We start from the raw sequence: 25,290 nt of genomic DNA, 5'->3' as shown, positions 1-25,290 counted from the left end.
CGGTGAGGAAGGGGTAGTGTAGGGGATTATACCCCTACAATGATCGCGGCGGCTACGGGGTCGCTGCCGGTCGTCTCGATCGTGAGTCGCCGTCGCATCTCGTTCGGTGGAACGAGTGCCACCTATAAATTCCTGTCGGGAAACGCACCGATGCCGACGTATCGTCGATCCGATCCCGCTGATCGTCGACGATCCGTCAGCCAGGGCCCGGATCGAGTCCGAATGCAGTCGCTGATCGTCGGTGGCGTTTCCCGAGGGGGACATCAGATCCTGACCTCCTCCTCGCGGTCGACGCCCGCTTCCCGGGCGAACCGCTCCACGTCGCCCGCCGTCACCTGCCGTTTGCCAGCGCCGTACTCCTTGACGCGCTTCGTGATCTCGCGAACCTGGCTTTCGGTCGGGTCGAATCCGGCCTCCACGAGGTGTTTCCGTACGCTGTGGGTTCCGGTGTGTTTACCCAACACGAACTCGCGTTCCGCGCCGACCATCTCCGGGGTCATCACGCCGGGCTCGAACGTATCCGCGTTCTCGATCACGCCCGCCGCATGGATCCCCGACTCGTGGGCAAACGCGTTCCGTCCCGTGACGGGTTTGTTCGCCGGCACCGGGATGTCCGAGGCGTCCTCGACGATGCGGGCCAGCTCCGTGATCTGAGTCGTGTCGATTCCGGTGTCCACGCCGTACACCGATTCGACCGCCATCACTACCTCCTCGTAGGCGGCGTTACCGGCGCGCTCGCCGATCCCGTTGACCGACACCTGCGCCTGCTCCGCGCCGTTCTCGAAGCCGACGACCGCGTTCGCCGCAGCCATGCCGAAGTCGTCGTGCGTGTGCACGTCGACGCGCGCGTCCGTCGCCTCCACGACCGCCTTCACCGTTTTTCCGAAGCTGGTCGGCATCCCGACGCCGCAGGTGTCCGGGATGTTGATCCAGTCGGTGCCGGCCTCCGTGACCGCCTCGACGATGTCGATCAGGTAATCGGGATCGGTGCGGGTCGCGTCCATCGGCGAGAACATGCACTCGACGCCGGCGTCTTTTACCTGCTCGACGGCGTCGACTGCGCGCTGTTTCGCCTCCTCGCGCGTGGCGTGCATGGAGTCCTCGAGTTGGACGTCGCTCGTGGAGACGAACACGTGGACCAGCTCCACGCCCGAGTCGAGCGCCGCGTCGATGTCGCCTTCGACTACCCGGGCGAGTCCGCAGACGGTCGTGTTCGTCGCTGCAGCGATGTCGCTCACGGCCTCGAACTCCGCCTCGGAGTTCACGGGGAATCCCGCCTCGATGACGTGGGTTCCCATGTCGTCCAGCGTCGCCGCTATGCGGCGTTTCTCGTCATAACTGAACGACGTCCGTGGAGACTGTTCCCCGTCCCGTAGGGTCGTATCGAAGATCCGTACGGGACCAATGTCGATGTTAGAAGCTATCGTGCCCTGGAAGAACTCGATCCGCCGGGGTGTCCGACGAAGCCTCCGTGATGTCTGTCATCGACTGGCATCAGTGCGCTTGGATACTTAAACGTTGCGTAGCCAGTCGATCGAACCCGCCCGAGATAGCGCCAACACCGGAACCGATCGAACGGCGATCGCATGACAGCGCCGGGTCGACGCGCCCTTATACAATGCAAACACACATGTATCAGTCCCGAGGATCACGGTTCAAAAGTTCGTTCATATGCGGAATGGACGTTCGTTTTCGTCCGCGACGGTCTCGCGCGCGGTTTTCACCGATCGTCAATGAACGTCACGGGATCGTGTTCCGATCAGTCTGCACGAGCCGGTAGCGGTCCGTCGTACTCCTCCGGAACGTACGGACACAGCGGATCGCTCCCGGTCGGGTCGCCGGTTTCGGCGAACGCCCGAGACCGACTCCCGCCACAGACGTGTCGGTACTCGCAGGCCCCACATTTTCCGGCGAAGGCGTCCGGATCCCGGAGCGACTGGAACAGCTCGGAGTTCCGGTACACGTCGACGACGGAGCGGTCCCGGACGTTTCCCGCGGACTGCGGCAGGAAGCCGGACGGGTACACCTCGCCGACGTGACTCACGAACGCGAACCCGCAGCCGGCGGTGACTCCCGCTCGTCGCCGGGAGCCGTCCTGGGCGCCGTCGTCTCGCTGGAGACCGACCCGCCGGTAGAACGGCGCTTCCGTCGTCTTCACGCCGAACCGCTCCTCGGCGTCGACGTCGTGGAGCCACTCCATCACCGACTCCGCCCGCTCCGGGGAGACGGGGTCGAGGATCCCGCCCCGACCGACCCGCACGAGGAAGAACACGCTCCAGAGCACGGCACCGAGGTCCCGCACGCGCTCGCGGATCGCGGGAAGCTCCTCGACGGTGTCCGCACAGACCGTCGTATTGATCTGGATCGGGACGCCGGCGTCGCGGGCGGCCGCCGCGGCGGCGACCGTATCGTCGAAGCTCTCCTCACCGCGGAAGGCGTCGTGTGACTCCTTCGTCGCGCCGTCGAGACTCACCGCCATCCGCGCGATTCCAGCATCGGCCAGATCCCGGACCCGTTCCGGCGTCAACGAGGCGGTGCCGCTCGGGGTGATCGTCATCCGGAGTCCGTTGTCGTCGCCGTAAGCAACTAACTCGATCAGATCCTCACGGGCCAGCGGATCCCCGCCGGAGAGCACGACGAGTTGACCGTCGCCGAACTCCGTCGCCTCGTCGAGCAGCGCCTTCCCCTCGGCGGTGGACAGCTCGTCCGGGTGTCGGGTCGGGTTCGCGTTCGCACGACAGTGACGACAGGCGAGGCCACACGCCTGCGTGACCTCCCAGATCAACACGAGGGGACGCTCGGTCACGTCGAGATCGGCAAACATGGACGGGTGTACGATCCACGTCTCCTTTAACCGTCTCCCGAACATCTTCCCCACCCCTCTCGGCGGTCGGGAACGGACGAAACGGGATTGGACGGACGACACGAATCCGGCGTATGGTCGAGAAGACGGAGCGGACGGGCGGAGAGACCGGACCGCGATCGGCAGACGGACGACGATTCGAGGTGTTCGTTCGCGATGAGGAGTCCGATCCGGTTCGCCACGTCGGCACGGTCGCCGCCCCGACGCCCGACATCGCACACGAGGAGGCGAGCAAACTGTTCGCGTGGTACGCTCGCGACGTGTGGGTCTGTCCATCGGCGGAGATGCACCGATACTCGGCGGAGTCGCTCGCTGAGACCGATTCCGACGGGTCGGTCGGCCTCAACGGAGATGGCGGATCGACCGTCGTCGACGAGCCGCGCGTGTACGAGGAGACCGAAGGGACTCCGACGGTCGCGTGTGGCAGCGCACCGATCGATGGGGAGACGGATCGGAGTGACGCGCCGGAAGACGATGTGAGCGACGCGCCGGAAGACGATGTGAGCGACATCGGTGGGGGAAGCCGATGATCTCCGTCAGCAAACTCCTGTGTGGTCTGGATGCCGAGAGCGACGGGCTCAGATACGACGCCGCGGACGACTCGTCGAAATCACAGATCACCGAGCGGCGCCAACGGAAGCCGGTCGTCGTCTGGAACACGACGAAGCGCTGTAATCTCCGTTGTGAACACTGCTATGCCGCCGCGGACACCGAAGGCGCACCGGGTGAGCTCTCCACCGCCGAGGGGAAAGCGCTCATCGACGACCTCGCGGAGTACGGGATCCCCGTTCTCCTCTTTTCAGGTGGCGAACCACTGGTCCGCGAGGATCTCGCCGAACTCGTCTCGTACGCGGACGACAGCGGGCTTCGACCGGTGCTGTCGACGAACGGAACGCTTCTCACCCGCGAGCGGGCTCGGAGGCTACAGGACGCCGGGCTCAAATACGCCGGCATCTCCGTCGACGGACTCCGCGAGCGAAACGACCGGATCCGCGGCGAGGAGGGTGCGTTCGACGCCGCAGTCCGCGGGATCGAGGCCTGTCTCGACGTCGGGCTCAAGACGGGGCTGCGATACACGATCACGGAACACAACGTCGTCGATCTGGAGGGGGTGGTGGACCTGCTCGTGGACGTCGGCCTCGACAGATTCTGCTTTTATCACCTCGATTACGGCGGCCGTGGAGCCGACATCTCCGACGTCGACCTGACGCCAGAGGCCACTCGCGAGGCGGTCACGCGGCTCTGTGACCTCACCCGAGAGTACCACGCGGCCGGAGAGGAGATCGAGACGCTGCTGGTCGGGAACTACGCCGACGCCGGCTACCTCGTGGAGTATGCGGGACGCGAGTTCGGTGACGACCGCGCCGAGCTGATCCGCGAGTACCTGCTCCGGAACGGCGGCGACCCCGCGGGCGAGCGCATAGCGGACGTCGACCCGGTCGGGAACGTTCACCTCACCCAGTTCTGGCAGGGGTACGCGCTCGGCAACGTCCGCGACCGCTCGTTCGGTGCCATCTGGTCCGACGAGTCGAATCCGCTCCTCGCGGCGCTGCGAAACCGCGAACAACATCTGAAAGGGAAGTGTCGAGACTGCGGGTATCAGGACATCTGTCGCGGGGGCTCCCGACTCAGAGCGCTCGCCGCTCACGACGACCCGTTCGCACCCGATCCCAAGTGTTATCTCACCGACACCGAGCGTAGCCGGGACTGGGACGCGGACCGCGAGTGGAGCTGGGAGGTCGACGAGACGCCGGACCGCAAGGAGGAAAAGGCGTCGGGATGACACACGCTCGACTCGTCGTCGAACTCCCGGAGGGGTCGTGGATCGGGAACGTCTCGCGGAGCCACGCTGACGCTTCGTTCAGGGTATCGGCGGCGTTACCCGGCGACGGCCCCGGATACGCGCTCGTACACGTTACTGCTCCCGACGTCGGCGACGTGCTCGACGCGATGGCCGACCATCCGGCGATGACCGAACTTGCAGTGTTAGCGCGCACGGACCGCGAGGCGACGGTTCAGTTCGAGACGAGCGCGCCGATGCTCGTTCGCGCCGCGAAACGAGCCGGCGTCCCGATCCGTATGCCGGTCGAGATCGACGACGGCGAGGCGACCGTCGCGATCGTGGGGTCACCCGATCGACTCCCTAAGCTCGACAGGCAGTTGGAGGGGCTCGGTCTCACGTATCGAGTCGAGCGGGTAGGCGAGACGAACCCGCGTCGGGAGTCGCTCACGGACCGACAACGGGAGACGGTGCTCGCGGCGATCGAACGTGGCTACTACGATACGCCGCGGCGCTGTTCGCTCACCGAGCTGGCCGCGGAGCTCGGAGTCGCGAAGTCGACGGTGAGCGAGACGCTCCACCGTGCAGAGGAGACGGTCGTGAAATCGTTTTTCCCGGACTCGACGCTGGCGACGGTCGGCTAGCGTACCCGTATCGAAGCTAGCCGTCGGTGGCCGTCGACTCCGGCTCTCCCCCCTCGCTCACGGTTCCGTACTTACGAGAGAACTGCTCGTCGGAAAGTTCGCCGCGAGCGACGCCGATCGCGTCGCGAACGAGTTCGACGGTCGTCTCGTCGCTCACCGGCTCCGGTACCGGAGGCGTTCGGTCGAACTCGTCGGGTAGCGCCGATTCCCGCCCGTCGTCGGTGGGGTCGCCGTCGATGGGTCCACCATCGGTGCGCCCGGCGTCACTGCGCCCGGCGTCACTGCGCCCGGCGTCACTGCGCCCGGCGTCACTGCGCCCGGCGTCGCTGCGCTCGCCAGTCGCGATCCCGTCATCCGTCCTCCCGTCGCCAGGGGTGTCGTCGGAGCCGTCGTCGTGGGGAGTCGCCTTGCTCATACTAGTGGTAACGATACCCACCCCCATCCGGCTATGCCTTTATAAGTTTACTACTTTATATATCTGCAGAAAATCGGGCCGAGGCCGCTCACGTCTCGGACTCCTCGAACACGTCCTTGACGAGCTTCGCCTGTGCGGTTCTGAGTCGCTGCGAGAGCGCGGACTTGCTGATATCGAGTTCGTCGGCGAGCTGACCGAGGTCGACCTCTCGCTCGTCGTCGAAGTAGCCGCGAACCACGGCGAGTTCGAGTCCCTGCCGCTGTTTCGTCGTGAGCGAGGAGAGATCGAACGTGACCTGTTCGGTCGCGTCTGGTCCTTCCACGACCGCGAGTCGTACGAGCCGCACGTGCCCGAGGATCTCCTGGAGATCCTCGATGAGCTGCCGGATGATCGCCCTGTCGTCGACGTACGTCGTGACGAGCATCGTTCGGTCCTCGACGCGCCGGATGTGTGGGACGCAGCCGTACTGCTGGAACGCGTAACAGAGACAGTCGTCGCCCACCTCGCCCGTAGCCCGGATCAGCCCGTCGTCGTCCGCCGACTGTAAGTCCACGTTACACTCCGTCCCGACCGCGTTGACGTTGACATCGGTGACGCTTTCCGATTCGTCCACGATCGGACAGTCCCACTCCTGTCCCGGTTCGATGTCGAGGTCCACACGAAGCCGGCGATTGGTTGGACCGTCCGCGGCGTCAGACATACCTGGCCCTACTAGGGTGAACCCTATATGAGTTCCCCTCTCGACGGCACGTTTATATTCTAGAGGACGAACTTCTTCTGCAGTTTATACCGTCGGCGCCGTCCCCGCCTCGTGTCTCCGACGGTGGTGAACTACTCCTCGTCGGCGTCGCCGGCTCCGGATCCGCCGTCGTCGGCGTCTCCCTCCTCGGAGCGGGCGGCGACCAGCGCGCCGCTGGCGACGCTGTACATCGGCTCGTCGGAGGAGCTGACGCCGCTGATCGAGAACGGGATCTCCGCGTCCTCGAGATGGTCGGCGAACAGGTCCTCGAAGCCGCGCGGACTGGACGTGCCCCCGGTGACGACGACGGGTACGTCGAGCCCCTCCTCGACGTCCTCCTCGTCGACTTCGCGAGCGATGTTCTCGATGACGTAATCGAGGAGGTTCTCGTAGTAGATGGCGAGTGCGCCTTCCACGCCCCCGACGTCCGTGCGGAAGTCGAGTTTGAAATCGTCCTCCTTGATGCTCGTCACCTTGTCGACGGCAGTCCCGGTCGCCTGTGCGGTCTGCTCGTCGATCCAGTCGCCGCCGCGCGCGATGGAGAACTTCATCACGGGAACCGCGTAGTACGCCAGACAGACGTTCGTCATCCCCGCACCGAAGCTGATCCCGAGCCCGGTGAAGTTGTTGTCGGCGAGCTCCGAGTAGATGACCGCCATCCCCTCGTTGATCGGCTCGGGGTCGTACCCCATATCACCGAGCATCGACTCCAGCGTCTTCTCGTGATACAACGTGGTTAGATCCGAGTCGATCGGGTCGGCCGGGCTGGAGTAAAAGAGGCGCTCGTTCGGTCGCTCCGGCTCGCCGACGACCTGTTCGGTGATGAGCTTGATCATCGGAATCGCCGACGCCTCCTCGCTGGAGAGGATCCCGTGTTGCATCGGGCGGCGCGTCTCCTTGTTGAAGATGTTGGCAAAGTTCAGCGCGTCGTCGCCGACGACGTACACCTTGTCATCCTTCCGGATATGGAGGACCTCGCTGCGGGCAAGCATCTGCTCGGCCATATCGCTGTACTCGATCTCGACGAACGAGTTTCGCTGCTGTACGAACACCGTCTCCGAACCTTCTTGTCGTCCAGAGAGGATGTTCATCGTGCCGACGTCAAGGCCTTTGGCCATAGTCGAGGTTTTTCCTTCGCGTGGCATAAGTTTTCGTGCGTCGCCGGCGGTGTGCACGGGACGCTTCGTTCCTGTGTGGCCGGGATCGATACGCGCCACGCGTGGTTGCCCGGATCCGCCACGGAAGACCACATGGTTTAATCCTGGAGGGGTTCGACCCCGAGACGATGAACCGATCCGCCGCTGACGACGCCGGGATCGCGGCACGGGTTGCAGGATCTCTCGCCGACGCCTCACTCCTCCCGACGTCGATTCGTGCCGTGCTCGACTACTACGCGACGACGGGGGATCTCCCGCTCGATGCCGTCCGGCTGCAGCGGCGTGTCGACGCGTTCGTGGAGTCGGTTATCGCGGACGCCTTCGACGACGTGGAGCGGGCAATAGCCGAGACAACCGGGGGGGACTCCGACGCCGTCTCGTTCAGCTACGACACGAAGCTCACGATGCCGGCCGAGCTGACGCTCGGCCACGTGTACCAACGAGCACGGTCTGACGGGTCGACGCCGGTAGAGCGTGCGGAGGCCGTAACGGAGCTGGTCGTGGTCGCGCTTCTGGACGGCGACATGCGGGATGCGATCAACGATGCGGAGTTCGAGGACTTCCTGATCGAGGGGGTCGCGGTGGAGCGTGAACACGCCGCCGAGATCGCCCAGAAAGCGCTCCGGTCGCACGTCGAGGAGCTGTTCGATCAGTTCCCCGAGGCCGTTCGAGACGCCTATCGGGAGGCGGTCGACCGGTCGGAGGCACATCAGGATCGGGACCCGTACTTTCGGGAGCTGATGGCCGACGCCCGAGACGGCGACGACGACGCGCTCGATGCGATCCGCGAGGAGTACAAACACGGCGCGTTCGCCGATCCGAACGGCGACGGAGCGTCGGATGGACCGGGCGACGCCGAGTCGGTCATCCGCCCCGCCGATCTGTTCGTCGACGAGGAGCGCTCCTTCCCGTATCTGAAAACCCAGTACGGGCGCGTCGGCGTGATCTACGACGGGATGATCGAGATGTATCGCGCCGCCGGTGTCGACGTGGAGGACACGTTCAAACGCTCGATCGTGTTCACGATCATCGGCGCACAGATCTGGCTCGACGACATCGACGACTACGCGGACGATCTCGCCGACGTCCAGCTGACACCAGTCACCGCCGAGTATCTCCTCGCCGATGCCGACTACGAGGCGTACCGAAACGTCGTCGAGGCGACGAACGAGTATCTCGGGGCAGCGGAGCGATACGCGGCCGAGACGGACTCCCCGCTTGCCGGTATCGGCGCGAACTACGTGTTCTACAGCGGCGACCCGAGCGTGCTTCCGGGCCACGATCGCAAATAGGTCCCGCCGATATGTGCCACGCTGACGCTCCCCCTATTCGTGGGCTCGCTGACGCTTCGCCCCCACTCCTGGCCGCGCTGACGCGCCGCTACGATCGGTCTGCAGGATCGATGAACTTCCACGACGGGAGCGTCGTCTCCCGGTCGGCGACGACGGCTGCGACGAGCCACGTCGCGAGCGATGTCGGGTCGTCGACGTCGGCACAGACCGCGCGCTCGACGGCATCGACCGTGTCGGATCCGACTCGGAGCTTGCCCTCCTGCGCCGACCCTCGGGACTCGCTGGCGATCGCTCGGTGTGCGCGTAGTCCCGCGGCGAGACACCGATGCGCCTCCTCGACCGGGTCCGTCACGGATGGAATCGTCGAGAGATAGCCAGCGGCTGCCGTCTCGGAGACGTCATGAGCGTTCGAGAGCCACTCCGTCGCACCGACTCGTCCACCGTCTGCTCGATCGATGTCGTCGAGGTACGCCGCAGCCAGCTCCGCTTCCTCCGTCGCGATCCGGTGGAACGCGTCGCCGACGACGACGGCGTCGGCACCCGCGTCAAGCATCGCAGTCGCCTTCTTCCGGGAGTCGATGCCGCCGCCGTACCAGACTCGCGTCCAGTCGACGCCGTCGTCGATCGCCTCCAGCGCGGCGATCCCCTCCGTTCCGCCGTACGTCCCGGAGTACTCGACGTACAGCACCTCGGCACCGAGAACGTACTCGGCAGCCATCGCTCGGCGTTTCGCCGCCGCCGCATCGAGGACATCAGCCTCCGTGACGCCGCTTTCCCGGGCTGCGGCACTGTCCGGATTCTGCACGATGTACGCCTCGACGACGGCGTTCGAGATCAGCAGGTCCGTCAGCGTCGTCACCAACCGGTCCCCGACGCCCGGGATCCACGAGAGCCGACCGATCTGCGTCGGGGCCATCTCCTCGCGGACGTACTCGACGCCCGCCCCGAACGTGCCGACGAACGCCTCATCGTCGCCGTTGAGCACCTGCGGGACCGCCAGGAACGTCGCCGACGACAGCGTTTCCCGCGTGACGTGGCTCGCGCCGCTCGGCTCGTGAAACGCGGGCGTGGACAGCGGACCAAGCAGCGCGAACGTCCGTTCCGTGTTCTCGTCGGTGACGTCCGCGGAGCCGCCGACCGAAACGGCGTCGGTGTGGCGTAGGTACCGCGGAAACGCGACCGGGATCTTCTTGCGTTCCTCGGGATCGACTTTCGTCACGTGCGACCAGGACTCCGGGACCGGGTTCGTGTCGAGTCGCAGCCCGTGTCGGACGACCGCCCGTCCCGCGTCGAGAAGACGGCCGATCCCGCCCGCAAGCGAGTCGAGTGCACTCATGAACGGAAACGATTCTGAACGCGTTGGCTCGCGGATTAAGCCTTCCCATCCGGACTCAGCGAACGTCACCGACGAGCGGAATCGTACGTTTCGGAGCGATCACCTCCTCGATCTGCGTGACGACGATCACCACCCCGACACCGGCGAGCGCGGCCGCGAACGCGAACGGGACCGCGAACCCCCACGCGACGAGGAACCCGGAGAGCAGCGGTCCGACGGCGACGCCGAACCCGAACGCCATCGTGAGTACGGACAGCGTCGAGCCCGACTCACCTTCTGGCGCAATATCCCCCGCGAGTGCGAGCGCCGGAGCGAACACCATCGCGCCGGCGACCCCCTGCAGGAACCGAGCCAGAAACATCAGCCAGGAGTCGGAGACGAATCCCCACAGCGTCACGCCCGGAATGAACCCTTGTGCGAGCGTCGTCGGAACCAGCAGCGCCGTACCGACCAGAATGAACGCCTTACGTCCGTAGAAGTCGGTTGCGCGCCCGATCGGTGCCTGAAGCAGGATCTGCGCGAGCACGAACGCCGCGAACTGGAGGCCGAACATCTCTGGCCCCTGGTCCAGTCGCGTGTTCACGATGTCGCCGAGCGTCGCGAACACCGCGATGCCGACGGCCATGAAAAACGACACGACGCCGAGCGCGAACACGGGATCTAACAGGTTCTCGCCGCGTCGATCGCGGATCGCGAACCCATCGAGCGCCGACTCGTCCGACGTCGACGGCTCGATGTCGGGATCGCGAATGAGAAAGACAACGAGGAGAAACGCCAGCGTGGCGGTCGAGGCGGCGAAGTAGAACGCGGCGTCGAACCCCGTGATGGTCGCGTCGCGAAGCGGGATCGAGTACGGGCCGGCGGCGACGACTCCGCCGGCCGCGATCGGACCGACGCCGAACCCGACGAGCCGGAACGTGTTGTACGTCCCCATGTTCCCGCCGCGGTTCTCCTCGGTGGCGAGGTCGTTGACGAGCGCGACCGTCGTGGGAATGATGAACGCGCCGGCGACCCCCTGCAGCACACGGAGTCCGACCAGATGCCAGTAGCTGCTCGCCAGCGAGTACGCGAAGCTCGCAGCGGCGATCAGCACGAGCCCGAACAGCACGAACACCTTCCGCCTGCCGGTTCTATCCGAGAGCCTGCCGGTAAACGGCTGGAGCGGGCTGTTGACGAAGCCGAATATCGAGAGGATCAGTCCGGTAATAAACACCTCCGTCAGTCCGAACGTTGCGCCCGTGATGAAGTCAGTCGCGATGAAAAGCGGGAGGACGACGATGAGAAAGGAGTTCCCGACCGATTCGGACATCCGCGCCAGTGCCAGCGCTAGGACCTGAGGGTTGACCCCGAACAGCCGCCTCATCGCTGCCCGAGCCGTGTTCGTCGGTCGTTCATCGCTCTCCTCGCCTCCCGGTTCGTCTCATCGTGTGAGCACACGAGACGAACGACCAATACCGTTGTGCAAGCGGTCCGTTGTACCTCGAAGCGCACGGAGCAAGCAGGATGTTATCGTCCGTCGAACAGCGCGTGGACGTACTGATGAGCAAAAAGTGGGTAGTACACTGCCGAAAGAGTCGCGTCGACGAGCAGTCGAACGGGACTCGACGTGGCGATCCCGATCGAGCGTACGGGAACCGTGGTGTCGTACACCGTCACGGAGAGGACGACCGGTCGCGTAGTGGTGCCGATCCGAGCGTCGAGCAGCGTACCGAGGACGAAAAGCGCGAGGAGGCCGGCGGTCAGCGCGATCGCCTTTCGCCGATGGACCGCGGTGAGCGACCACGTCACCCGGAGCGCCGAAACGGGGCCGTATCCGCCGACGAAACACGCCTCGGGGAGGAAACACAGCTTGACGAGCACGACGACCACTGCGACCGTCACGCCGACGAGCAGGACCGCGTCGACGGTCGTGACGAGGTCGGCGAACCCGACCGCCGGAAGCAGCGCGTTGAGCGCTGGCGACACGACCGCAGTCGCGGCCACGATGAGCCCGAAAAGCCCAGCGATCGCGAGCACTGCGGCGGCCAGAAACGACGGAAACCGACGAACGGCGACCCTCGCTCGTGCCCCGACGGTGGCGGTTCGCGATCGGTCGCTTCCGCGCAGGTCGTCCGCCGTGACGAGCCCAGCGTAGCCGCGACCGAGGAAGACGCCGAGAAACCCGACGACTGCTGCGAGAGGGAGTGTGGCGTCCGCGAGCGGACCGGTGACGCCCCCGCGTTCGAGGACGGACTGGACGCCACCGAGCAACAGAAACACGAGCAGGACGGACGGGTGACGTCGGAGGACGCCGAGACACCACGCCGCTGCGCCGGCGATGGAACGCCGGACGACGTCGAAGTGGACGGACTGACACCGTACGCAGCCACATCCCGCAACGTCGTCTCGGCGTCTGATCGTCGGCGGCGAGTGGTCGCTGGCGCTCGTTGACGAGTCGGAGGCGGCGTCGTTTTCCACGAGTGTCAACCCTGTCGTGGTCGAAGAGACTTCGGCTTTTCGACACGTTATTCGCCGACGCGCACGGTCGAGAAGATCGTATCCGATCCACGAAAGCGGATCAGCAGCCGGGGTCGTTGGCAACTCTTATACAGCAACGTAAGGTACATCGGGGTATGCCGATCACGTTGCCCGGACCGACCCTCGGCGTCGTCGGGGGCGGACAGCTGGGACGGATGCTTGCGGAGGCGGCCGCGCCGCTCGGCGTCGAGGTCATCGTCATGGATCCGACGCCGGACTGTCCGGCCGCACCGGTCGCACGCGACCAGATCGTCGCCGACTTCGACGACCCGGACGGGCTCGACGAGCTCTCCGCGCGGGTCGACGCGCTCACCTTCGAGATCGAGCTCGCGGACCCCGACCGTCTCGCCGCGGCGGGCGCGGACCACGACGTGCCGGTTCACCCGGACCCGGGGACGTTGGAGACGATCCAGGATAAACTGGTTCAAAAGGAGGCGCTCGCGGACGCCGGGATTCCCGTACCGGAGTTCGTCGCGATCGCGACCGCCGACGGGCTCGAGCGCGTCGTCGAGGAGTTCGGCGGCGTCATGCTGAAAGCGCGGGAGGGCGGCTACGACGGTCGCGGTAACGTTCCGGTCACGGAGCCGGCGGAGGCCGCGTCAGCGCTCTCGGCGATCGGCGGCCACGCGATGGCCGAGGAACTGGTTCCCTTCGAGCGCGAACTCGCGATCATGGGCGTGAAAGGAGCCGACGGCGAGACGCGGACGTATCCGGTCACGGAGACGCTCCATCGCGAGGAGATCCTTCGCGAGAGCGTCACACCTGCCCGGACCGACGGCGACGTGGTCGGTCGTGCAGAAGCGGTCGCCGAGGACGTGCTCGACTGGCTCGACGGACGCGGCGTCTACGGGATCGAGACGTTCGAGACGCCCGACGGCGAGGTGCTCGTCAACGAGATCGCGCCGCGTCCGCACAACTCCGGTCACTGGACGATCGAGGGGGCACGCGCTTCGCAGTTCGAGAACCACGTTCGTGCCGTGCTCGGCTGGCCCCTGGGGTCGACCGATCTCGTCTCCCCCACGGTTACGGCGAACGTTCTCGGCGACGTCGACGAGAGCCGTCCGGCAACGCTTCGGCACGTCGAGTCCGTGTTGGCCACACCGGATGCAAACGTCCACTGGTACGGGAAGGCGGAGGCACGACCCCTTCGAAAGATGGGGCATCTGACGCTGACTCATATGGACGCCGACTCGTCGGGTCGTGAATCGTTGCTCTCGCGGGCACGAGAGCTTCGGGATGGACTCACGTTTCGTGACGAGTGAGTCGTCCGTATCGTGCGCCGGTCCGTCCCGGGACCGCAAGGCAGTTGTAGTCCCTCTCGAATAACCGGAGCATGCGCGACTGGCTCTCCCACCGGGTGGTGTCGTCACCGGACGACGCTGCGCTCATCCGGGCGGAGGATGGGGAGAAGTGGACGTACGCCGAACTCGACCGCCTCGTTTCGGAGACGGCGGGACGGCTCGCGGCGCACGGGATCGGTCCCGGCGACCATCTCGGCGTGCTCATGCCGGCGTACGTCGGGGCGGTCGGGCTGGCCCACGCCGCGATGCGCCTCGGCGCGACGTACGTTCCGCTCGGTGAGCGACTCACCCCGCGGGAGCTGTCCGACCGGATCGACCGGGCGGACCTGACGGTGCTCGTCTGTGGGGAGTCGACCGAGTCCGACGCCGTCGCCGCGACCGACGACGTCCCCGTTCTCTCCGTCGACGAGCCGACCACGGGCTCGGTCAGGGGAGTCCACGACGCCGACCCCATCCCGATCGATCCGCCGGAGTGGACGTTCGAGGACCGACTCTGCCTACTGTTCACCTCCGGGTCGACGGGCGGACCGAAGCCGGTCGAGCTGACGGCCGGAAACGTGTACGCCTCCGCGGTCGCGTCCGCGTTCCGCCTCGGCGTCGATCCCGACGACCGGTGGCTCGTATCGATCTCGTTGCACCACATGGGCGGACTCGCGCCGATCTATCGGTCGACGCTGTACGGGACGACCGTCGTGTTGCGCGAGGAGTTCGATCCGGGCAGAACGGCCGACGACATCGATGCCTATGACGTCACCGGCGTCTCGCTCGTTCCGACGATGCTCAAGCGAACGCTCGACCGGCGCGGAACGCTCGCGGACTCGCTGCGAGTCGTGCTGCTCGGCGGCGCGTCCGCTCCGAACTCGTTGATCGAGCGATGCCGAAACTACTCGATCCCGGTGTACCCGACGTACGGGATGACGGAGGCGGCTTCACAGATCGCGACCGCGACACCGACGCAGACGTTCGATCGACCTGGAACGGTGGGCCGTCCACTGTTCGGAACCGACCTGACGATCGTAAGCGAGTCGGGCGAGCCGGTCGATCCCGGCGACGCCGGCGAGATCGTCGTCGACGGACCAACGATCACACCCGGCTACTACGGCATGCCCGAAACCACCGACGCGGCGTTCGGCGAGTACGGGCTTCACACTGGCGACATCGGACGCATCGACGACGAGGGGAACCTGTACGTCCTCAACCGGCTCGACGATCAGATCGTCTCCGGCGGTGAGAACGTCGATCCGGGCGAGGTGTTCGAGGCGCTCAGTGACCACCCCGCTATCGCCGACGCGGCGGTCGTGGGTCTCGAGGACGACGTCTGGGGAGAACGCGTTGCCGCCCTCCTCGTCGCCGATGCCGACGCCATCTCCGCGGACTCCTCGTCGACCGCCGAGTTCGTCGACGGGCCCGACGTCGGAGCGGACGCCAACGTCGCCTCCGAGCCCATCGACGGGAGCGAAAGTGACTCCGACCCCGACATCTCCGGTGACGACGACCAGAGCGACACTGGTGATGGCTCCGACACGGACGGCTCCGAGACGAGTGGGACCGACGCGGAGACGGAGCACGCCGACTCCGAGCGACTCCCGGAGCCGGCGGTCGACGAGGCGGAGCTGTTTTCGTTCCTCCGCGAGCAGCTCGCCGGGTTCAAGCTCCCACGAACGATCGCGTTCACGGACGACCTCCCGCGGACGGTGTCCGGGACGATCGACCGGAGCGCGGTTCGGAGTACGCTCCGAGAACGCGGGTATGAACCGAAACCCGTCGACCGAGGATTCTCCAGTGCTGGCTTCGAGCCAGCGGATCCAGAGCCAGTCACGGGACGGGACGCTGATGCGGACGATCCGGTCGAAGAGGAGAGATCGGACTCCGGCGATGAGGAGACCGAACCCCCCGTCAGTGACGATGCGAGTGACTCCTCCGTCAGTGACGATGCGAGTGACTCCTCCGTCAGTGACGATGCGAGTGACTCCTCCGTCAGTGACGATGCGAGTGACTCCTCCGTCAGTGACGATGCGAGTGACTCCCCGGCTGGCGACCCCGAGACCGGTCGCCACGATCGGTAGGCGTTTATCTCGCGGGCCGCGTGTCGAAGGCATGGTCGATCCCGACGCACCCCTGACGCCGGATGTGCTCATTCTCGGGACCGGCGATCTCACGACGCCGATCCTGAACGCGCTCGACGGCGACCACGACGTCGTCATCGTCACGACCGATGCCGGCGACTGGACCCTCGACCGCGACGAAGTCACGGTTCTCACCGGGGATCCCGGCGACGACCGAATGCTTTCTGCGGCCGGCGTCGAGAGCTGCAAGGTGGTGATCGTGGCGACGGAAACGGACCGATTCGACGCGCTCGCCATTCTTTCGGCCCGTGACCTCGCGCCGGATACCCGGGTCGTCGCCGCGGCGACGAACGACGAGAACGTAGCGAAGCTCGAACGAGCCGGGGCCGACGCCGTGATCAGCCCGGCGTCGATCGGCACCCGGATCCTCGTCGACTCCGCGCTGAAGAAACGGTCGGAGGCGTCCGCACCGGAGCGTTCGGAGTGATTGGTCGCGTCGATCGGCTGGCGATCGACGCGGATTTCGCACCCCTGCGTTCGGCACATCGGTAATAAAGAGTTTTGCCATCGCGGTGATGACCCACTGAGCATGACCATTGACGAGTACGATGTCGTCGTGGCGGGCGCCGGGACCGCCGGCTGTTACGCCGCCGCGACGATGGCGAACGAAGGCCTCGATGTCGTCGTCATAGAGCGAAAGGACGCCGAGGAGGCCGGCCATATCGCCTGCGGTGACGCGTTGAAGGGGGCGGACGCGTTTCCGGAGGCGATCCCGAAATCACAGTTGGAGTCGGCGTTCACCAACACCGGCGTCGACCACGGACGGTTCGAGATCCCACAGGAGGAGACGGTCCTCGAGATCCCGGTTCCGGGCGAGCTGGCGGTTATCGACCGCTGGGAGTACGGACGCCGGCTTATCGCCGGCGCCGAGAACGCCGGTGCGGAGTTCCACTACGAAACGGTGATAAACGACGTCGTACAGGACGCCGACGGACGCGTTACCGGGCTGAAGGCGTCCCGACGCGGCGACGTCCACGAGTACGAGTCCGACGTCGTTATCGATGGTGCGGGAGCACTGTCGCTGCTGCAGGATAAAGCCGACTTCGAGGGGACCACCTTCGATACGAACGTACGGTACTCGCAGTTCTGCTCCGCGTACCGGGAGATCGTCGAGGTACCCGAACCCGTCGAGTGGGACGACGCGCTCGTGTTCAAGCCGACCGAGCGCGCGGCGGGATATCTCTGGTACTTCCCGCGAACGAGCACGGAGATCAACGCCGGACTCGGCTTCCAGATGAACGAGGAGCCGATGCAGCTCGTCGAGGCGCTTCGGCGCGATCTGCGGGACCGTCCCGAGTTCGCGGGCGCGGAGGTGCGCGATAAGCTCGGTGCGGCGCTGCCGACCCGCCGCCCGTACGACTCAGCGGTCGCACCCGGCTATATGGCGGTTGGCGACGCCGCCGGCCACGTAAATCCGACGACGGGCGGCGGGATCGCCGGTGCGGCGTACGCCGGGAAGTACGCGGGGGAGCAGGCGGTGAAGGCGGTGAGCGACGGCGACGTGAGCGAGGAGAATCTCTGGGGATACAACGAGCGCGTGATGGATCACTTCGGCGGTCGGTACGCCGGACTCGACGTGTACAACGTGTTGTCGACCGCGGTCGACGTCGACGATCTGATGGGCCTGCTCGCCGCGCTGCCCGGCGAGAAGCTCGCGGAAGCGTTGTACGAGGGTTCGACCTCGATGTCGTTCGGCCTCAAACTGAAATGCGCGGTGAAAAGCTTCGGCTACTGGAGCACGATCATGGATTTCTACCGCACGAAGTCGCTGGCCGACGAGCTGCTCGCCCATTATGAGTCGTATCCGACGAGCCCCGCCGCGATGGCCAACTGGACCCGCGAGCGCGACGATCTGATGGGGAAAGTATACGAGACGACCGGCGCGGCGTCGAAGTACTGAGCGGTCGACTTCGACGCTCCGATCGACTCGATCCGAAACCGCGCAGTGTACGCCCGTCATCGATCACGAAACGTGCTCGTTCTGGCAGTTGATTCGTTGGTAAGTGTCGGCATGCCGTCGGGAGCACGCCGGCACGGGCCGCCATCGTACGCCTACCGCATCGTGCCATCGATCGGACGAGAGCGCGGATCGTTGCACCATCGATCGGACGAGAGGAAGAATGATATGTTCGTCCTCGAACGATCATGTATGACCCAGACGGTCACCGCGACGTTCAAGCAGCGACTCACCGCACTCGACGTACCAGTGCGGAGTGGCGGAGCCACGGAGTGTGCGGAGCTCGTGGACGCGGCCGCGGGCGAGCCCGCAGTCGGCATCTCACCCGAGGATCCGGCGCTTGAGCTGCCGGACCGGATACACACCGACCCGACTGCCGCCGACCTCCGTGCCGCCCACACCGGCGTTACCGCGGCGTCGCTCGGGGTCGCCGACTACGGGAGCGTGGCGATCGAGTCCGATTCGGCCGGAACGGAGCCGGTGAGCCTGTTCGTCGACCGTCACGTCGTTCTCATCCGGGAGTCCGACATCGTCCCCGGGATGGCCGACGCCTTCGAGTGGCTCGGCCCCCGAACGCGCGAGACCGACGTCGACGTCGTGTTCGCGACCGGGCCGAGCGCGACCGCCGACATGGGCGGGCTGGTAAAAGGGGCCCACGGGCCGAAGGAGGTAGTGGTCGTGTTGATAACTGATGCCGGGAGAGCGGACGTTGACGCTGGGATCGAGGAGGAAGACGGATGAGCAGTGAGTCCGACTCGACGCCGGAACGGGCGAACAAGGCCGCTCGAATCCGCGAGCTCATGGAGACGGAGGGGGACGCGGTCGCGGCGAACACTCGTGGATTCAACGCCGGGCGATACGAGTCGACTGAACGGCTCGACGACTACGAGAAGCTGAAAGCCGAGGCACGGGATATCAAAGCAGCGTCGATCGAACGGCTCCCGGAGCTGATCGACGAGGTGACCGAGCGCGTCGAGGCGAACGGCGGAACGGTGTACGTCGCGGACGACGCCGCGGACGCGAACCGCTACGTTCGCGAGGTCGTCGACGAGCGCGACGGCGACCGCCTCGTGAAGTCCAAATCGATGACCAGCGAGGAGATAGAGGTGAACGAAGCGCTCGAGTCGGATGGCGTCGACGTGGTCGAGACGGATCTCGGTGAATGGGTCCTGCAAGTTGCCGACGAGGAGCCGTCACACATCGTCGCTCCGGCGATCCACAAGTCCCGCGAGGGGATCGCAGAGCTGCTCAACGAGCGATTCGATCCGGACGAGCCGCTGGAGACCGCCGAGGAGCTCACCATGTTCGCCCGCGAGCAACTCGGAGAGCTGATCGAGGACGCGGACGTCGGGATGACCGGGGCGAACTTCATCGCCGCGGACTCCGGCACCATGCTGCTCGTTACCAGCGAGGGTAACGCCCGGAAGACGGTAGCCGCGACTGACACCCACGTCGCGGTCGCGGGCGTCGAGAAGCTCGTCCCCTCAGTGGAGGAGTTCGCGCCGTTCGTGGAGCTCATCGGTCGCTCGGGCACTGGTCAGGACGTCACCTCCTACATCTCGACGCTGACGCCGCCGGTGAACGCGCCGGTTCCGAACTTCGAGGATGACGCGGAGCGCGTCGCGGCCGAGTCCGGCGCGGAGATCGACCGCGAGTTCCACCTCGTGTTGATCGACAACGGCCGGTTGGCGATGCGCGATGACGACCAGCTCCGCGAGACGCTGTACTGTATCCGCTGTTCGGCCTGCTCGAACGCTTGCGGGAACTTCCAGAGCGTCGGCGGACACGCGTTCGGCGGCGAGACGTACTCCGGCGGGATCGCCACCGGCTGGGAGACCGGGATCGAGGGACTCGACGTCGCTGCCGAGTTCAACGACCTCTGTACGGGCTGTTCGCGCTGCGTCCCGGCCTGTCCAGTTGGCATCGACATTCCATGGATCAACACCGTCGTTCGCGACCGGATCAACCGCGGCGAGGCGACCGAACGGCAGGTCGACTGGATGTTCGAGGAGCTTTCGCCCGACGAGGAGCCCGCGGGGCTCGACCTCGGCTCGCGGATCGTCGGGAACTACGAGACGCTCGCGAAGCTGGGGAGTCTTACCGCGCCGGTCGCCAACCGGACCGCGAACGCGGCCCCCGTCCGGGCGCTGCTCGAACGCGTCGCGGGCATCGACCGTCGACGCGATCTACCTGCGTTCTCCCGCGAGACCCTCGTCGACTGGTTCGAGTCTCGCGGCGGCCCGGCGGTTCCCGCGGCGGAGGCGACCCGCGAGGCCGTCGTCTATCCGGACACCGCGACGAACTACGCCGACGTGGCCCGCGGAAAAGCGACCGTGCGGGCGCTGGAGGCACTCGACGTCCACGTGCGTGTTCCCGACCTCCCGGGCAGCGGTCGACCGCCGCTCTCGCAGGGGATGGTCGAGACGGCGGAGACGGCGGCTCACGACGTGTACGCCGGACTCGCCGAACACGTCGACGCCGGGCGGGACGTCGTCGTGATCGAGCCGAGCGACCTCGCGCTGTTCCGGCGGGAGTACGAGAAGTTTCTACCCGCCGTCTCCCACGAGAGACTCGAGGACGCCAGCTACGACGTCATGGAGTACGTGTTCGGGCTGATCGAGAACGGCGCGGACGCCGACGCGCTCGCCGGGCCGTCGGGGATCGAGGCGAACCACGGCGTCGCGTACCACCCGCACTGTCAGGGACGGACGGTCGGCGTCGGCGAGTACTCGACCGCGGTGCTGGAGGCGCTCGGCTACGACGTTCGCGTCTCGGACACCGAGTGCTGCGGGATGGCCGGCTCGTTCGGCTACAAGCGGGACTACTACGAGTTAAGCATGGACGTGGGCGATCCGCTCGTCGAGCAGTTCGGCGAGACTGATCGGACGGTCGTCGCCGCCGGGACCTCCTGTGGAGAACAGCTCGACGCGCTGCTGGGCTCGCCCGTGCGGCACCCCGTGGAGTTGATCGCGCCGCCGCGATGAGCCGATGGCGTTGGTCGCGCCGCCGCGATGAAGCGGTGAGACGACGCAGGACGACGACTATTCGTTCTCCGGGCTGCTCGGGTGGTACTCGGTGTCGTACTGACCGGGATTGCCGTCGACGCGATCGGGGTTGATCCGCCCGGCGAGCAGCATGAAATCGAGGACGGTCAGATACAGCATCGCCTCGACCACGGGTACCGCACGCGGCGGGAGCACCGGGTCGTGTCGACCGACGACCTGGATCTCCTTCTCCTCGCCGGTCTCCCAGTCGGCCGAGCGCTGCCGTTTCGGGATCGAGGTCGGCGCGTGCCACGTCGCCTCGCCGTAGATCGGCTCGCCGGTCGTGATCCCGCCCTGAAGGCCGCCGTGGTCGTTGCCGACGGGAACCGGGTCGCCTTCCTCGCTGACGACGTGACCGAACGACTCGCCGTCGTCGAACGTCCAGTCCTCGTTTCGCTCCTTTCCGGCCACGTCGCTTGCCTCACGGCCGAGTCCGAACTCGACGGCGGTGGTCGCAGGGATGGAGAACATCGCCTGACCGAGCCGCGACGGAAAGCCGTCAAACCGGGGTGCGCCGAGCCCTCGCGGAACGCCGCGACACTCGAAGTAGATGGAGCCGCCGATGGAGTCGCCCGCCTCCTGATACCGCTCGATCAGCTCCTGCATCTCGGCGGCCGCCTCCGGGTCGGCACACCGGACGTCGTTCTCCTCGGAGCGGTCGAGGATCTGTTCGAAGCTCACCTCGTCCGCTTCGACATCGCCGATGCGGTTGACGTGGGCTTTGATCTCGACGTCGTATTCGGAGGCGTCGAGCACCTGCTCGGCGACCGCGCCTGCGGCGACCCAGTTCACCGTCTCCCGCGCCGAGGACCGGCCGCCGCCCCCCCAGTTCCGCGTGCCGAACTTCGCGGAGTAGGTGTAATCGCCGTGGGAGGGTCGCGGCGCGGTGACGTACGGCTCGTACTTCCCCGAGCGCGCGTCCTTGTTCTGGATCACCATGCCGATCGGCGTCCCCGTCGTGTACCCGTCCTGCAGGCCGGAGTTGATCGTTACCTCGTCGGGCTCGCCGCGTGAGGTCGTGATCATCGACTGCCCGGGCTTGCGGCGGTCGAGCTGTGCCTGGATCGCTTCCTCATCGAGCTCGACGCCGGCCGGCACGCCGGAGACGGTGACGCCCATCGCCTCGCCGTGGCTCTCGCCGTAGGTGGTCACCTGAAAGAGGCGACCGAATCGGTTCCCGTTCATACCCCTACCTGTGGTCGGGGGCATTTAGGGGTTACAGTCCGTGCGGAGGGAACTCGACGAGCCACGATCGTCGGTCGACGAATCATCACGGTCGTTCGTACAGTTTATGGTCGCGGCTCGCGTCCGTGGCGTATGGACTTCGATCTGCCCGCGGAACACCGCATGATCCGCGACACGGTGCGGGAGTTCTGCGAGGCCGAGATCCGGCCCATCGCACAGGAGATCGAGGACGAGCACCGCTTCCCGGCGGCGGTGTTCGCGGAGCTCGCCGACCTCGACGTGATGGGCGTACCGATCGCCGAGGAGTACGGGGGGCTCGGCGGCGACCAGCTCATGTACGCGCTCGTCACCGAGGAGCTCGGGCGCGTCTCCGGTGGGATCGGCCTCTCGTACGCCGCACACACCTCGCTCGGCGCGAAGCCTATCGAGCTGTTCGGCACCGACGAGCAGAAACAGCGGTGGCTCCGGCCGCTCGCGGAAGGCGGCGAGATCGGTGCGTGGGCGCTCACCGAACCGGACAGCGGGTCGGACGCCTCGAACATGGACACGACCGCGGAGTACGACGCTGACACGGGCGAGTACGTGCTCAACGGGACGAAGCAGTTCATTACGAACGCGAACGTCGCGAACAGCGTCCTCGTGAAGGCAGTCACCGATCCGGACGCCGGCTACGACGGGATATCGACGTTCATCGTCGACCCCGAACACGACGACGGCTTCGAGGTGACGACGGTGTGGGAGAAAATGGGGCTCAACTGCTCGCCGACCTGTGAGATCAGCTTGAACGACGTTCGGCTTCCCGAAGAGCGTCTCCTCGGTGCGGAAGGGGACGGCTGGACCCAGACGATGAAGACGCTCGACGGCGGCCGGATATCGATCGCTGCGCTGTCGGTCGGGCTCGCGCAGGGTGCCTACGAGGCCGCCAAGGAGTACGCCGGCGAGCGTGAGCAGTTCGGCAAGCCGATCGCGACGTTCGACGCGATCCGGGACAAGATAGTCCACATGCACCGGCAGACGGAGCGCGCTCGGCTGCTCACTCATAAGGCAGCCACCACGTACGACGCGGGCGAGGAGGTCACCCGACAGTCCGCGCTCGCGAAACTCGACGCCAGCGAGGCGGCCCGCGAGGTCGCCGAGGAGGCGGTCCAGACGCTTGGCGGCTACGGCTACACGACGGAGTTCGCGCCCCAGCGCTTCTACCGAGATGCGAAGCTGATGGAGATCGGCGAAGGGACGAGCGAGATCCAGCACGTCGTGATCGGTCGCGAGCTCGATATGTGAGCTATAAGCCGCGCCGGGCCGCCCCGATCGGTTTCCGATTCGACAGTCCGCAGGCGATGTCCAGCGGCTCCAGGCCGTGCTCCAGCGGTTCTCCGTCGACTGCCGGCGGTTCCCGGCGTCGATCACCGATCGAGGAGCTCGTCGTCGACGCGTCGCAGGCTCTCGGCGAGTCGCGACTCGTCGGGTATCGCACCCACACATTCGGCGGAGCCGAACCGGACGTCCCCGTTGATCGAGACGAATCCGAGTTCTGCGGGGTCGCCGTCGAGACCGATCAGAAATGCGACCGTCCGAACGGCCGGCACGTCACCGACGTGCGTGTCGACGTCGACCGATTCGTACAGCGATCGGTGGGTCGCAACGTGGTGGACACAGGTCGGTGTCGGCGCAAACAGCAACAGGAAGTGGACGCCCGGCTCGCTCCGGGAGAGCTTCGGGCGGATTGCGTGTCGCTCGTCAGCGTAGAAGTAGCGTTCCATTCGTCGGTACTGCCGGAGCAGTTCGTTCGCGCCGGTGGCGTGCCGAACCGCGGCGTCGCTTTTTAACTCGAATACGCGGTCAACCCGCTCGGGCACCCGAGTTCGGACGTACACGTCGACGAGCCCACGCCGACCGTCGGCGTCGTACGGCTCCTCCAGCCGGATCTCCGGATCGTCGTTGACGGCGTGATAGTGATCGACGATCCGCGTCGCGAGGTCGTCTTCCCGCATCCGTTCGGACAAGGGAGACGTGATCGCTTAAAAACGGTGGCTGGGAAGTTCTGCGACCGAGATGGGTGACTGCAACGTCGTCCCAGCATCACGGCTCCACGGATGGGTCCCGCGCTCACAGCCCGATCATCGACTTCGCAACCTGCGCGTACAGCCCCGGCGCCTTCCGTCGTGAGTCGTCGAGCGCCCGTTCGACGGCCGTGGCCGCGTCGTCGAGGACGCCGACGCCGTGGCCGACGAGCACGCGTTCGGGATCAAGCCCCGAAAGCGGCTCGCGAGGCGGTGTGAATCGAAGCATCGGGTGGACGCCGAGACGCTCCCGGTCGCCGCGGAAGTAGGAGGCCGTCCCGAGCGACTCGGGAACGACGAGCGTCTCGCCGTCGAACAGTCCGACCTCCTGCCACGGCGGCACCGATGAGTTCCGGATCCGGATCGCCTCGAACCCGGTGTCCGCCACCCTGCGGCCGAATCGTTCGACCGGCGCGTCGAGATCGGCGGCGACGCCCGTCATCCACTCGGGAACGTGCACGGCGACGTCGTGGCGAGTGGCGACCGCGGCGGCGTCGCGTTTGTGTCGGTCGAGCGCGCAGACGACACCGGCGACCTCGCCGAACTCGGCGAACAGGTCGTCGACGCCCGGCGCGTCGACCGGATCTATCACCCACACGTCGTCGGCGTCGGTCTCCTCGTTCGGGACCGCGAGCGCGTGGCTCGCACGTTCCATCGTCTCCTCCGGATAGGCGATCCAGCCGACTCCGCCGTCGAAGCGGTCGATCTCGTGGAGCTCCGCGTCACCGGTGCCTTTCATACCCATACCGCGTGTTGGACCGGCAGCCATTTGAACCCGTCAGTCGTCACGGCGGTGTCACGTTTCCGCGTCGAAACGTCGAGCTACCGCGGACCCACTGTCGAGCTACCGCGGACCCACTGTCGAGCTACCGCG

At 66.3% G+C, this 25,290-nt stretch carries 22 protein-coding genes; 11 read left to right on the top strand and 11 right to left on the bottom strand.

Annotation, left to right across the window (positions count from 1 at the left end; genetic code table 11):
• Positions 1-263 precede the first annotated feature (263 nt).
• Entirely contained in the window at positions 264-1,445 is a 1,182-nt protein-coding gene (locus tag ACYQ0R_RS05810; RefSeq protein WP_459825685.1) for a LeuA family protein, read from the bottom strand.
• Between the two features lie 314 nt (positions 1,446-1,759).
• Entirely contained in the window at positions 1,760-2,824 is a 1,065-nt protein-coding gene (locus ACYQ0R_RS05805; protein WP_459821551.1) for a radical SAM protein, read from the bottom strand.
• A gap of 113 nt (positions 2,825-2,937) precedes the next feature.
• Between ACYQ0R_RS05805 and ACYQ0R_RS05800 the strand changes: the two genes are divergently transcribed.
• Genes ACYQ0R_RS05800 through ACYQ0R_RS05790 form a run of 3 tightly spaced genes read left to right on the top strand, consistent with a single transcriptional unit; the run spans position 2,938 to position 5,287 of the window.
• Positions 2,938-3,393 carry an Htur_1727 family rSAM-partnered candidate RiPP gene (locus ACYQ0R_RS05800; protein WP_459821549.1) on the top strand — a complete coding sequence of 152 codons (456 nt, stop codon included), beginning with the start codon at positions 2,938-2,940 and terminating at the stop codon, positions 3,391-3,393.
• Positions 3,390-4,646 (top strand): TIGR04347 family pseudo-SAM/SPASM protein, encoded by a 1,257-nt coding sequence (locus ACYQ0R_RS05795; RefSeq protein ID WP_459821547.1) that lies wholly within the window; start codon positions 3,390-3,392, stop codon positions 4,644-4,646. The genes ACYQ0R_RS05800 and ACYQ0R_RS05795 overlap by 4 nt, the downstream gene beginning before the upstream one ends.
• Positions 4,643-5,287: a helix-turn-helix domain-containing protein gene (locus ACYQ0R_RS05790; protein WP_459821545.1), complete on the top strand. Its 645-nt coding sequence runs from the start codon at positions 4,643-4,645 to the stop codon at positions 5,285-5,287. Before ACYQ0R_RS05795 ends, ACYQ0R_RS05790 begins: the two co-directional genes overlap by 4 nt.
• 16 nt (positions 5,288-5,303) lie before the next feature.
• Here ACYQ0R_RS05790 and ACYQ0R_RS05785 read toward each other — a convergent pair whose 3' ends face one another.
• The 3 genes from ACYQ0R_RS05785 to ACYQ0R_RS05775 form a co-directional block, all read right to left on the bottom strand.
• Positions 5,304-5,702: a hypothetical protein gene (locus ACYQ0R_RS05785; RefSeq protein WP_459821543.1), complete on the bottom strand. Its 399-nt coding sequence runs from the start codon at positions 5,700-5,702 to the stop codon at positions 5,304-5,306.
• 88 nt (positions 5,703-5,790) lie between these two features.
• Positions 5,791-6,402, bottom strand: coding sequence for a helix-turn-helix domain-containing protein (locus tag ACYQ0R_RS05780; protein ID WP_459821541.1), 612 nt, complete (start codon positions 6,400-6,402; stop codon positions 5,791-5,793).
• A gap of 131 nt (positions 6,403-6,533) precedes the next feature.
• The gene (locus ACYQ0R_RS05775; RefSeq protein WP_459821539.1) at positions 6,534-7,559 is read right to left on the bottom strand and encodes a disk-shape morphogenesis protein volactin; all 1,026 of its coding nucleotides are present in this window, start codon (positions 7,557-7,559) and stop codon (positions 6,534-6,536) included.
• A 167-nt stretch (positions 7,560-7,726) separates the two neighbouring features.
• Between ACYQ0R_RS05775 and ACYQ0R_RS05770 the strand changes: the two genes are divergently transcribed.
• Positions 7,727-8,890 carry a hypothetical protein gene (locus ACYQ0R_RS05770; protein WP_459821537.1) on the top strand — a complete coding sequence of 388 codons (1,164 nt, stop codon included), beginning with the start codon at positions 7,727-7,729 and terminating at the stop codon, positions 8,888-8,890.
• Between the two features lie 88 nt (positions 8,891-8,978).
• Here ACYQ0R_RS05770 and ACYQ0R_RS05765 read toward each other — a convergent pair whose 3' ends face one another.
• The 3 genes from ACYQ0R_RS05765 to ACYQ0R_RS05755 all read right to left on the bottom strand — a co-directional run bounded on the left by ACYQ0R_RS05765 (position 8,979) and on the right by ACYQ0R_RS05755 (position 12,683).
• A complete protein-coding gene (locus ACYQ0R_RS05765) occupies positions 8,979-10,226 on the bottom strand; it encodes a geranylgeranylglyceryl/heptaprenylglyceryl phosphate synthase (RefSeq protein ID WP_459821535.1) in 1,248 nt (415 codons plus the stop codon).
• Positions 10,227-10,281: 55 nt separating this feature from the next.
• Positions 10,282-11,589, bottom strand: a complete 1,308-nt coding sequence (locus tag ACYQ0R_RS05760) for an MFS transporter (protein ID WP_459821533.1) — start codon at positions 11,587-11,589, stop codon at positions 10,282-10,284.
• A 143-nt stretch (positions 11,590-11,732) separates the two neighbouring features.
• Positions 11,733-12,683, bottom strand: a complete 951-nt coding sequence (locus ACYQ0R_RS05755; RefSeq protein ID WP_459821531.1) for a DUF7847 domain-containing protein — start codon at positions 12,681-12,683, stop codon at positions 11,733-11,735.
• A 155-nt stretch (positions 12,684-12,838) separates the two neighbouring features.
• On the opposite strand from ACYQ0R_RS05755, the gene purK reads away from it, so the two are divergent.
• The 6 genes from purK (at position 12,839) to ACYQ0R_RS05725 (ending at position 21,111) form a co-directional block, all read left to right on the top strand.
• Positions 12,839-14,005, top strand: coding sequence for a 5-(carboxyamino)imidazole ribonucleotide synthase (gene purK, locus ACYQ0R_RS05750; protein WP_459821529.1), 1,167 nt, complete (start codon positions 12,839-12,841; stop codon positions 14,003-14,005).
• Between the two features lie 71 nt (positions 14,006-14,076).
• Entirely contained in the window at positions 14,077-16,110 is a 2,034-nt protein-coding gene (locus ACYQ0R_RS05745; protein WP_459821527.1) for a class I adenylate-forming enzyme family protein, read from the top strand.
• Between the two features lie 31 nt (positions 16,111-16,141).
• Positions 16,142-16,597, top strand: coding sequence for an NAD(P)-binding protein (locus ACYQ0R_RS05740; protein ID WP_459821525.1), 456 nt, complete (start codon positions 16,142-16,144; stop codon positions 16,595-16,597).
• A 102-nt stretch (positions 16,598-16,699) separates the two neighbouring features.
• Positions 16,700-18,070 carry a geranylgeranyl reductase family protein gene (locus ACYQ0R_RS05735; RefSeq protein WP_459821523.1) on the top strand — a complete coding sequence of 457 codons (1,371 nt, stop codon included), beginning with the start codon at positions 16,700-16,702 and terminating at the stop codon, positions 18,068-18,070.
• Between the two features lie 249 nt (positions 18,071-18,319).
• A complete protein-coding gene (locus ACYQ0R_RS05730; protein ID WP_459821521.1) occupies positions 18,320-18,868 on the top strand; it encodes an LUD domain-containing protein in 549 nt (182 codons plus the stop codon).
• Positions 18,865-21,111 (top strand): LUD domain-containing protein, encoded by a 2,247-nt coding sequence (locus ACYQ0R_RS05725; RefSeq protein WP_459821519.1) that lies wholly within the window; start codon positions 18,865-18,867, stop codon positions 21,109-21,111. Before ACYQ0R_RS05730 ends, ACYQ0R_RS05725 begins: the two co-directional genes overlap by 4 nt.
• A 57-nt stretch (positions 21,112-21,168) precedes the next feature.
• On the opposite strand, the gene aroC is transcribed toward ACYQ0R_RS05725, so the two are convergent.
• Entirely contained in the window at positions 21,169-22,356 is a 1,188-nt protein-coding gene (gene aroC, locus ACYQ0R_RS05720) for a chorismate synthase (RefSeq protein WP_459821517.1), read from the bottom strand.
• Between the two features lie 132 nt (positions 22,357-22,488).
• Here aroC and ACYQ0R_RS05715 point away from each other — a divergent pair, with 132 nt between their 5' ends.
• Complete coding sequence (locus ACYQ0R_RS05715) at positions 22,489-23,637, top strand: acyl-CoA dehydrogenase family protein (RefSeq protein ID WP_459821515.1); 1,149 nt, start codon at positions 22,489-22,491, stop codon at positions 23,635-23,637.
• Positions 23,638-23,759: 122 nt separating this feature from the next.
• On the opposite strand, the gene ACYQ0R_RS05710 is transcribed toward ACYQ0R_RS05715, so the two are convergent.
• Positions 23,760-24,347: a hypothetical protein gene (locus tag ACYQ0R_RS05710; protein WP_459821513.1), complete on the bottom strand. Its 588-nt coding sequence runs from the start codon at positions 24,345-24,347 to the stop codon at positions 23,760-23,762.
• A 115-nt stretch (positions 24,348-24,462) separates the two neighbouring features.
• Positions 24,463-25,155, bottom strand: coding sequence for a hypothetical protein (locus ACYQ0R_RS05705; RefSeq protein WP_459821511.1), 693 nt, complete (start codon positions 25,153-25,155; stop codon positions 24,463-24,465).
• Positions 25,156-25,290: the final 135 nt, after the last annotated feature.

The organism is Halorubrum luteum (assembly GCF_054652935.1).
Note: the sequence above shows the minus strand (reverse complement) of the source record. Positions and strands in the feature narration are given on the sequence as shown.

Excerpts from the sequence above, each read along its gene's own strand:
- ACYQ0R_RS05805 (WP_459821551.1), bottom strand. The coding sequence starts at position 2,824 with ATGTTTGCCGATCTCGACGTGACCGAGCGTCCCCTCGTGTTGATCTGG.
- ACYQ0R_RS05800 (WP_459821549.1), top strand. The coding sequence starts at position 2,938 with ATGGTCGAGAAGACGGAGCGGACGGGCGGAGAGACCGGACCGCGATCG.
- ACYQ0R_RS05795 (WP_459821547.1), top strand. The coding sequence starts at position 3,390 with ATGATCTCCGTCAGCAAACTCCTGTGTGGTCTGGATGCCGAGAGCGAC.
- ACYQ0R_RS05790 (WP_459821545.1), top strand. The coding sequence starts at position 4,643 with ATGACACACGCTCGACTCGTCGTCGAACTCCCGGAGGGGTCGTGGATC.
- ACYQ0R_RS05785 (WP_459821543.1), bottom strand. The coding sequence starts at position 5,702 with ATGAGCAAGGCGACTCCCCACGACGACGGCTCCGACGACACCCCTGGC.
- ACYQ0R_RS05780 (WP_459821541.1), bottom strand. The coding sequence starts at position 6,402 with ATGTCTGACGCCGCGGACGGTCCAACCAATCGCCGGCTTCGTGTGGAC.
- ACYQ0R_RS05775 (WP_459821539.1), bottom strand. The coding sequence starts at position 7,559 with ATGGCCAAAGGCCTTGACGTCGGCACGATGAACATCCTCTCTGGACGA.
- ACYQ0R_RS05770 (WP_459821537.1), top strand. The coding sequence starts at position 7,727 with ATGAACCGATCCGCCGCTGACGACGCCGGGATCGCGGCACGGGTTGCA.
- ACYQ0R_RS05765 (WP_459821535.1), bottom strand. The coding sequence starts at position 10,226 with ATGAGTGCACTCGACTCGCTTGCGGGCGGGATCGGCCGTCTTCTCGAC.
- ACYQ0R_RS05760 (WP_459821533.1), bottom strand. The coding sequence starts at position 11,589 with ATGAGGCGGCTGTTCGGGGTCAACCCTCAGGTCCTAGCGCTGGCACTG.
- purK (WP_459821529.1), top strand. The coding sequence starts at position 12,839 with ATGCCGATCACGTTGCCCGGACCGACCCTCGGCGTCGTCGGGGGCGGA.
- ACYQ0R_RS05745 (WP_459821527.1), top strand. The coding sequence starts at position 14,077 with ATGCGCGACTGGCTCTCCCACCGGGTGGTGTCGTCACCGGACGACGCT.
- ACYQ0R_RS05740 (WP_459821525.1), top strand. The coding sequence starts at position 16,142 with ATGGTCGATCCCGACGCACCCCTGACGCCGGATGTGCTCATTCTCGGG.
- ACYQ0R_RS05735 (WP_459821523.1), top strand. The coding sequence starts at position 16,700 with ATGACCATTGACGAGTACGATGTCGTCGTGGCGGGCGCCGGGACCGCC.
- ACYQ0R_RS05730 (WP_459821521.1), top strand. The coding sequence starts at position 18,320 with ATGACCCAGACGGTCACCGCGACGTTCAAGCAGCGACTCACCGCACTC.
- ACYQ0R_RS05725 (WP_459821519.1), top strand. The coding sequence starts at position 18,865 with ATGAGCAGTGAGTCCGACTCGACGCCGGAACGGGCGAACAAGGCCGCT.
- aroC (WP_459821517.1), bottom strand. The coding sequence starts at position 22,356 with ATGAACGGGAACCGATTCGGTCGCCTCTTTCAGGTGACCACCTACGGC.
- ACYQ0R_RS05715 (WP_459821515.1), top strand. The coding sequence starts at position 22,489 with ATGGACTTCGATCTGCCCGCGGAACACCGCATGATCCGCGACACGGTG.
- ACYQ0R_RS05710 (WP_459821513.1), bottom strand. The coding sequence starts at position 24,347 with ATGCGGGAAGACGACCTCGCGACGCGGATCGTCGATCACTATCACGCC.
- ACYQ0R_RS05705 (WP_459821511.1), bottom strand. The coding sequence starts at position 25,155 with ATGAAAGGCACCGGTGACGCGGAGCTCCACGAGATCGACCGCTTCGAC.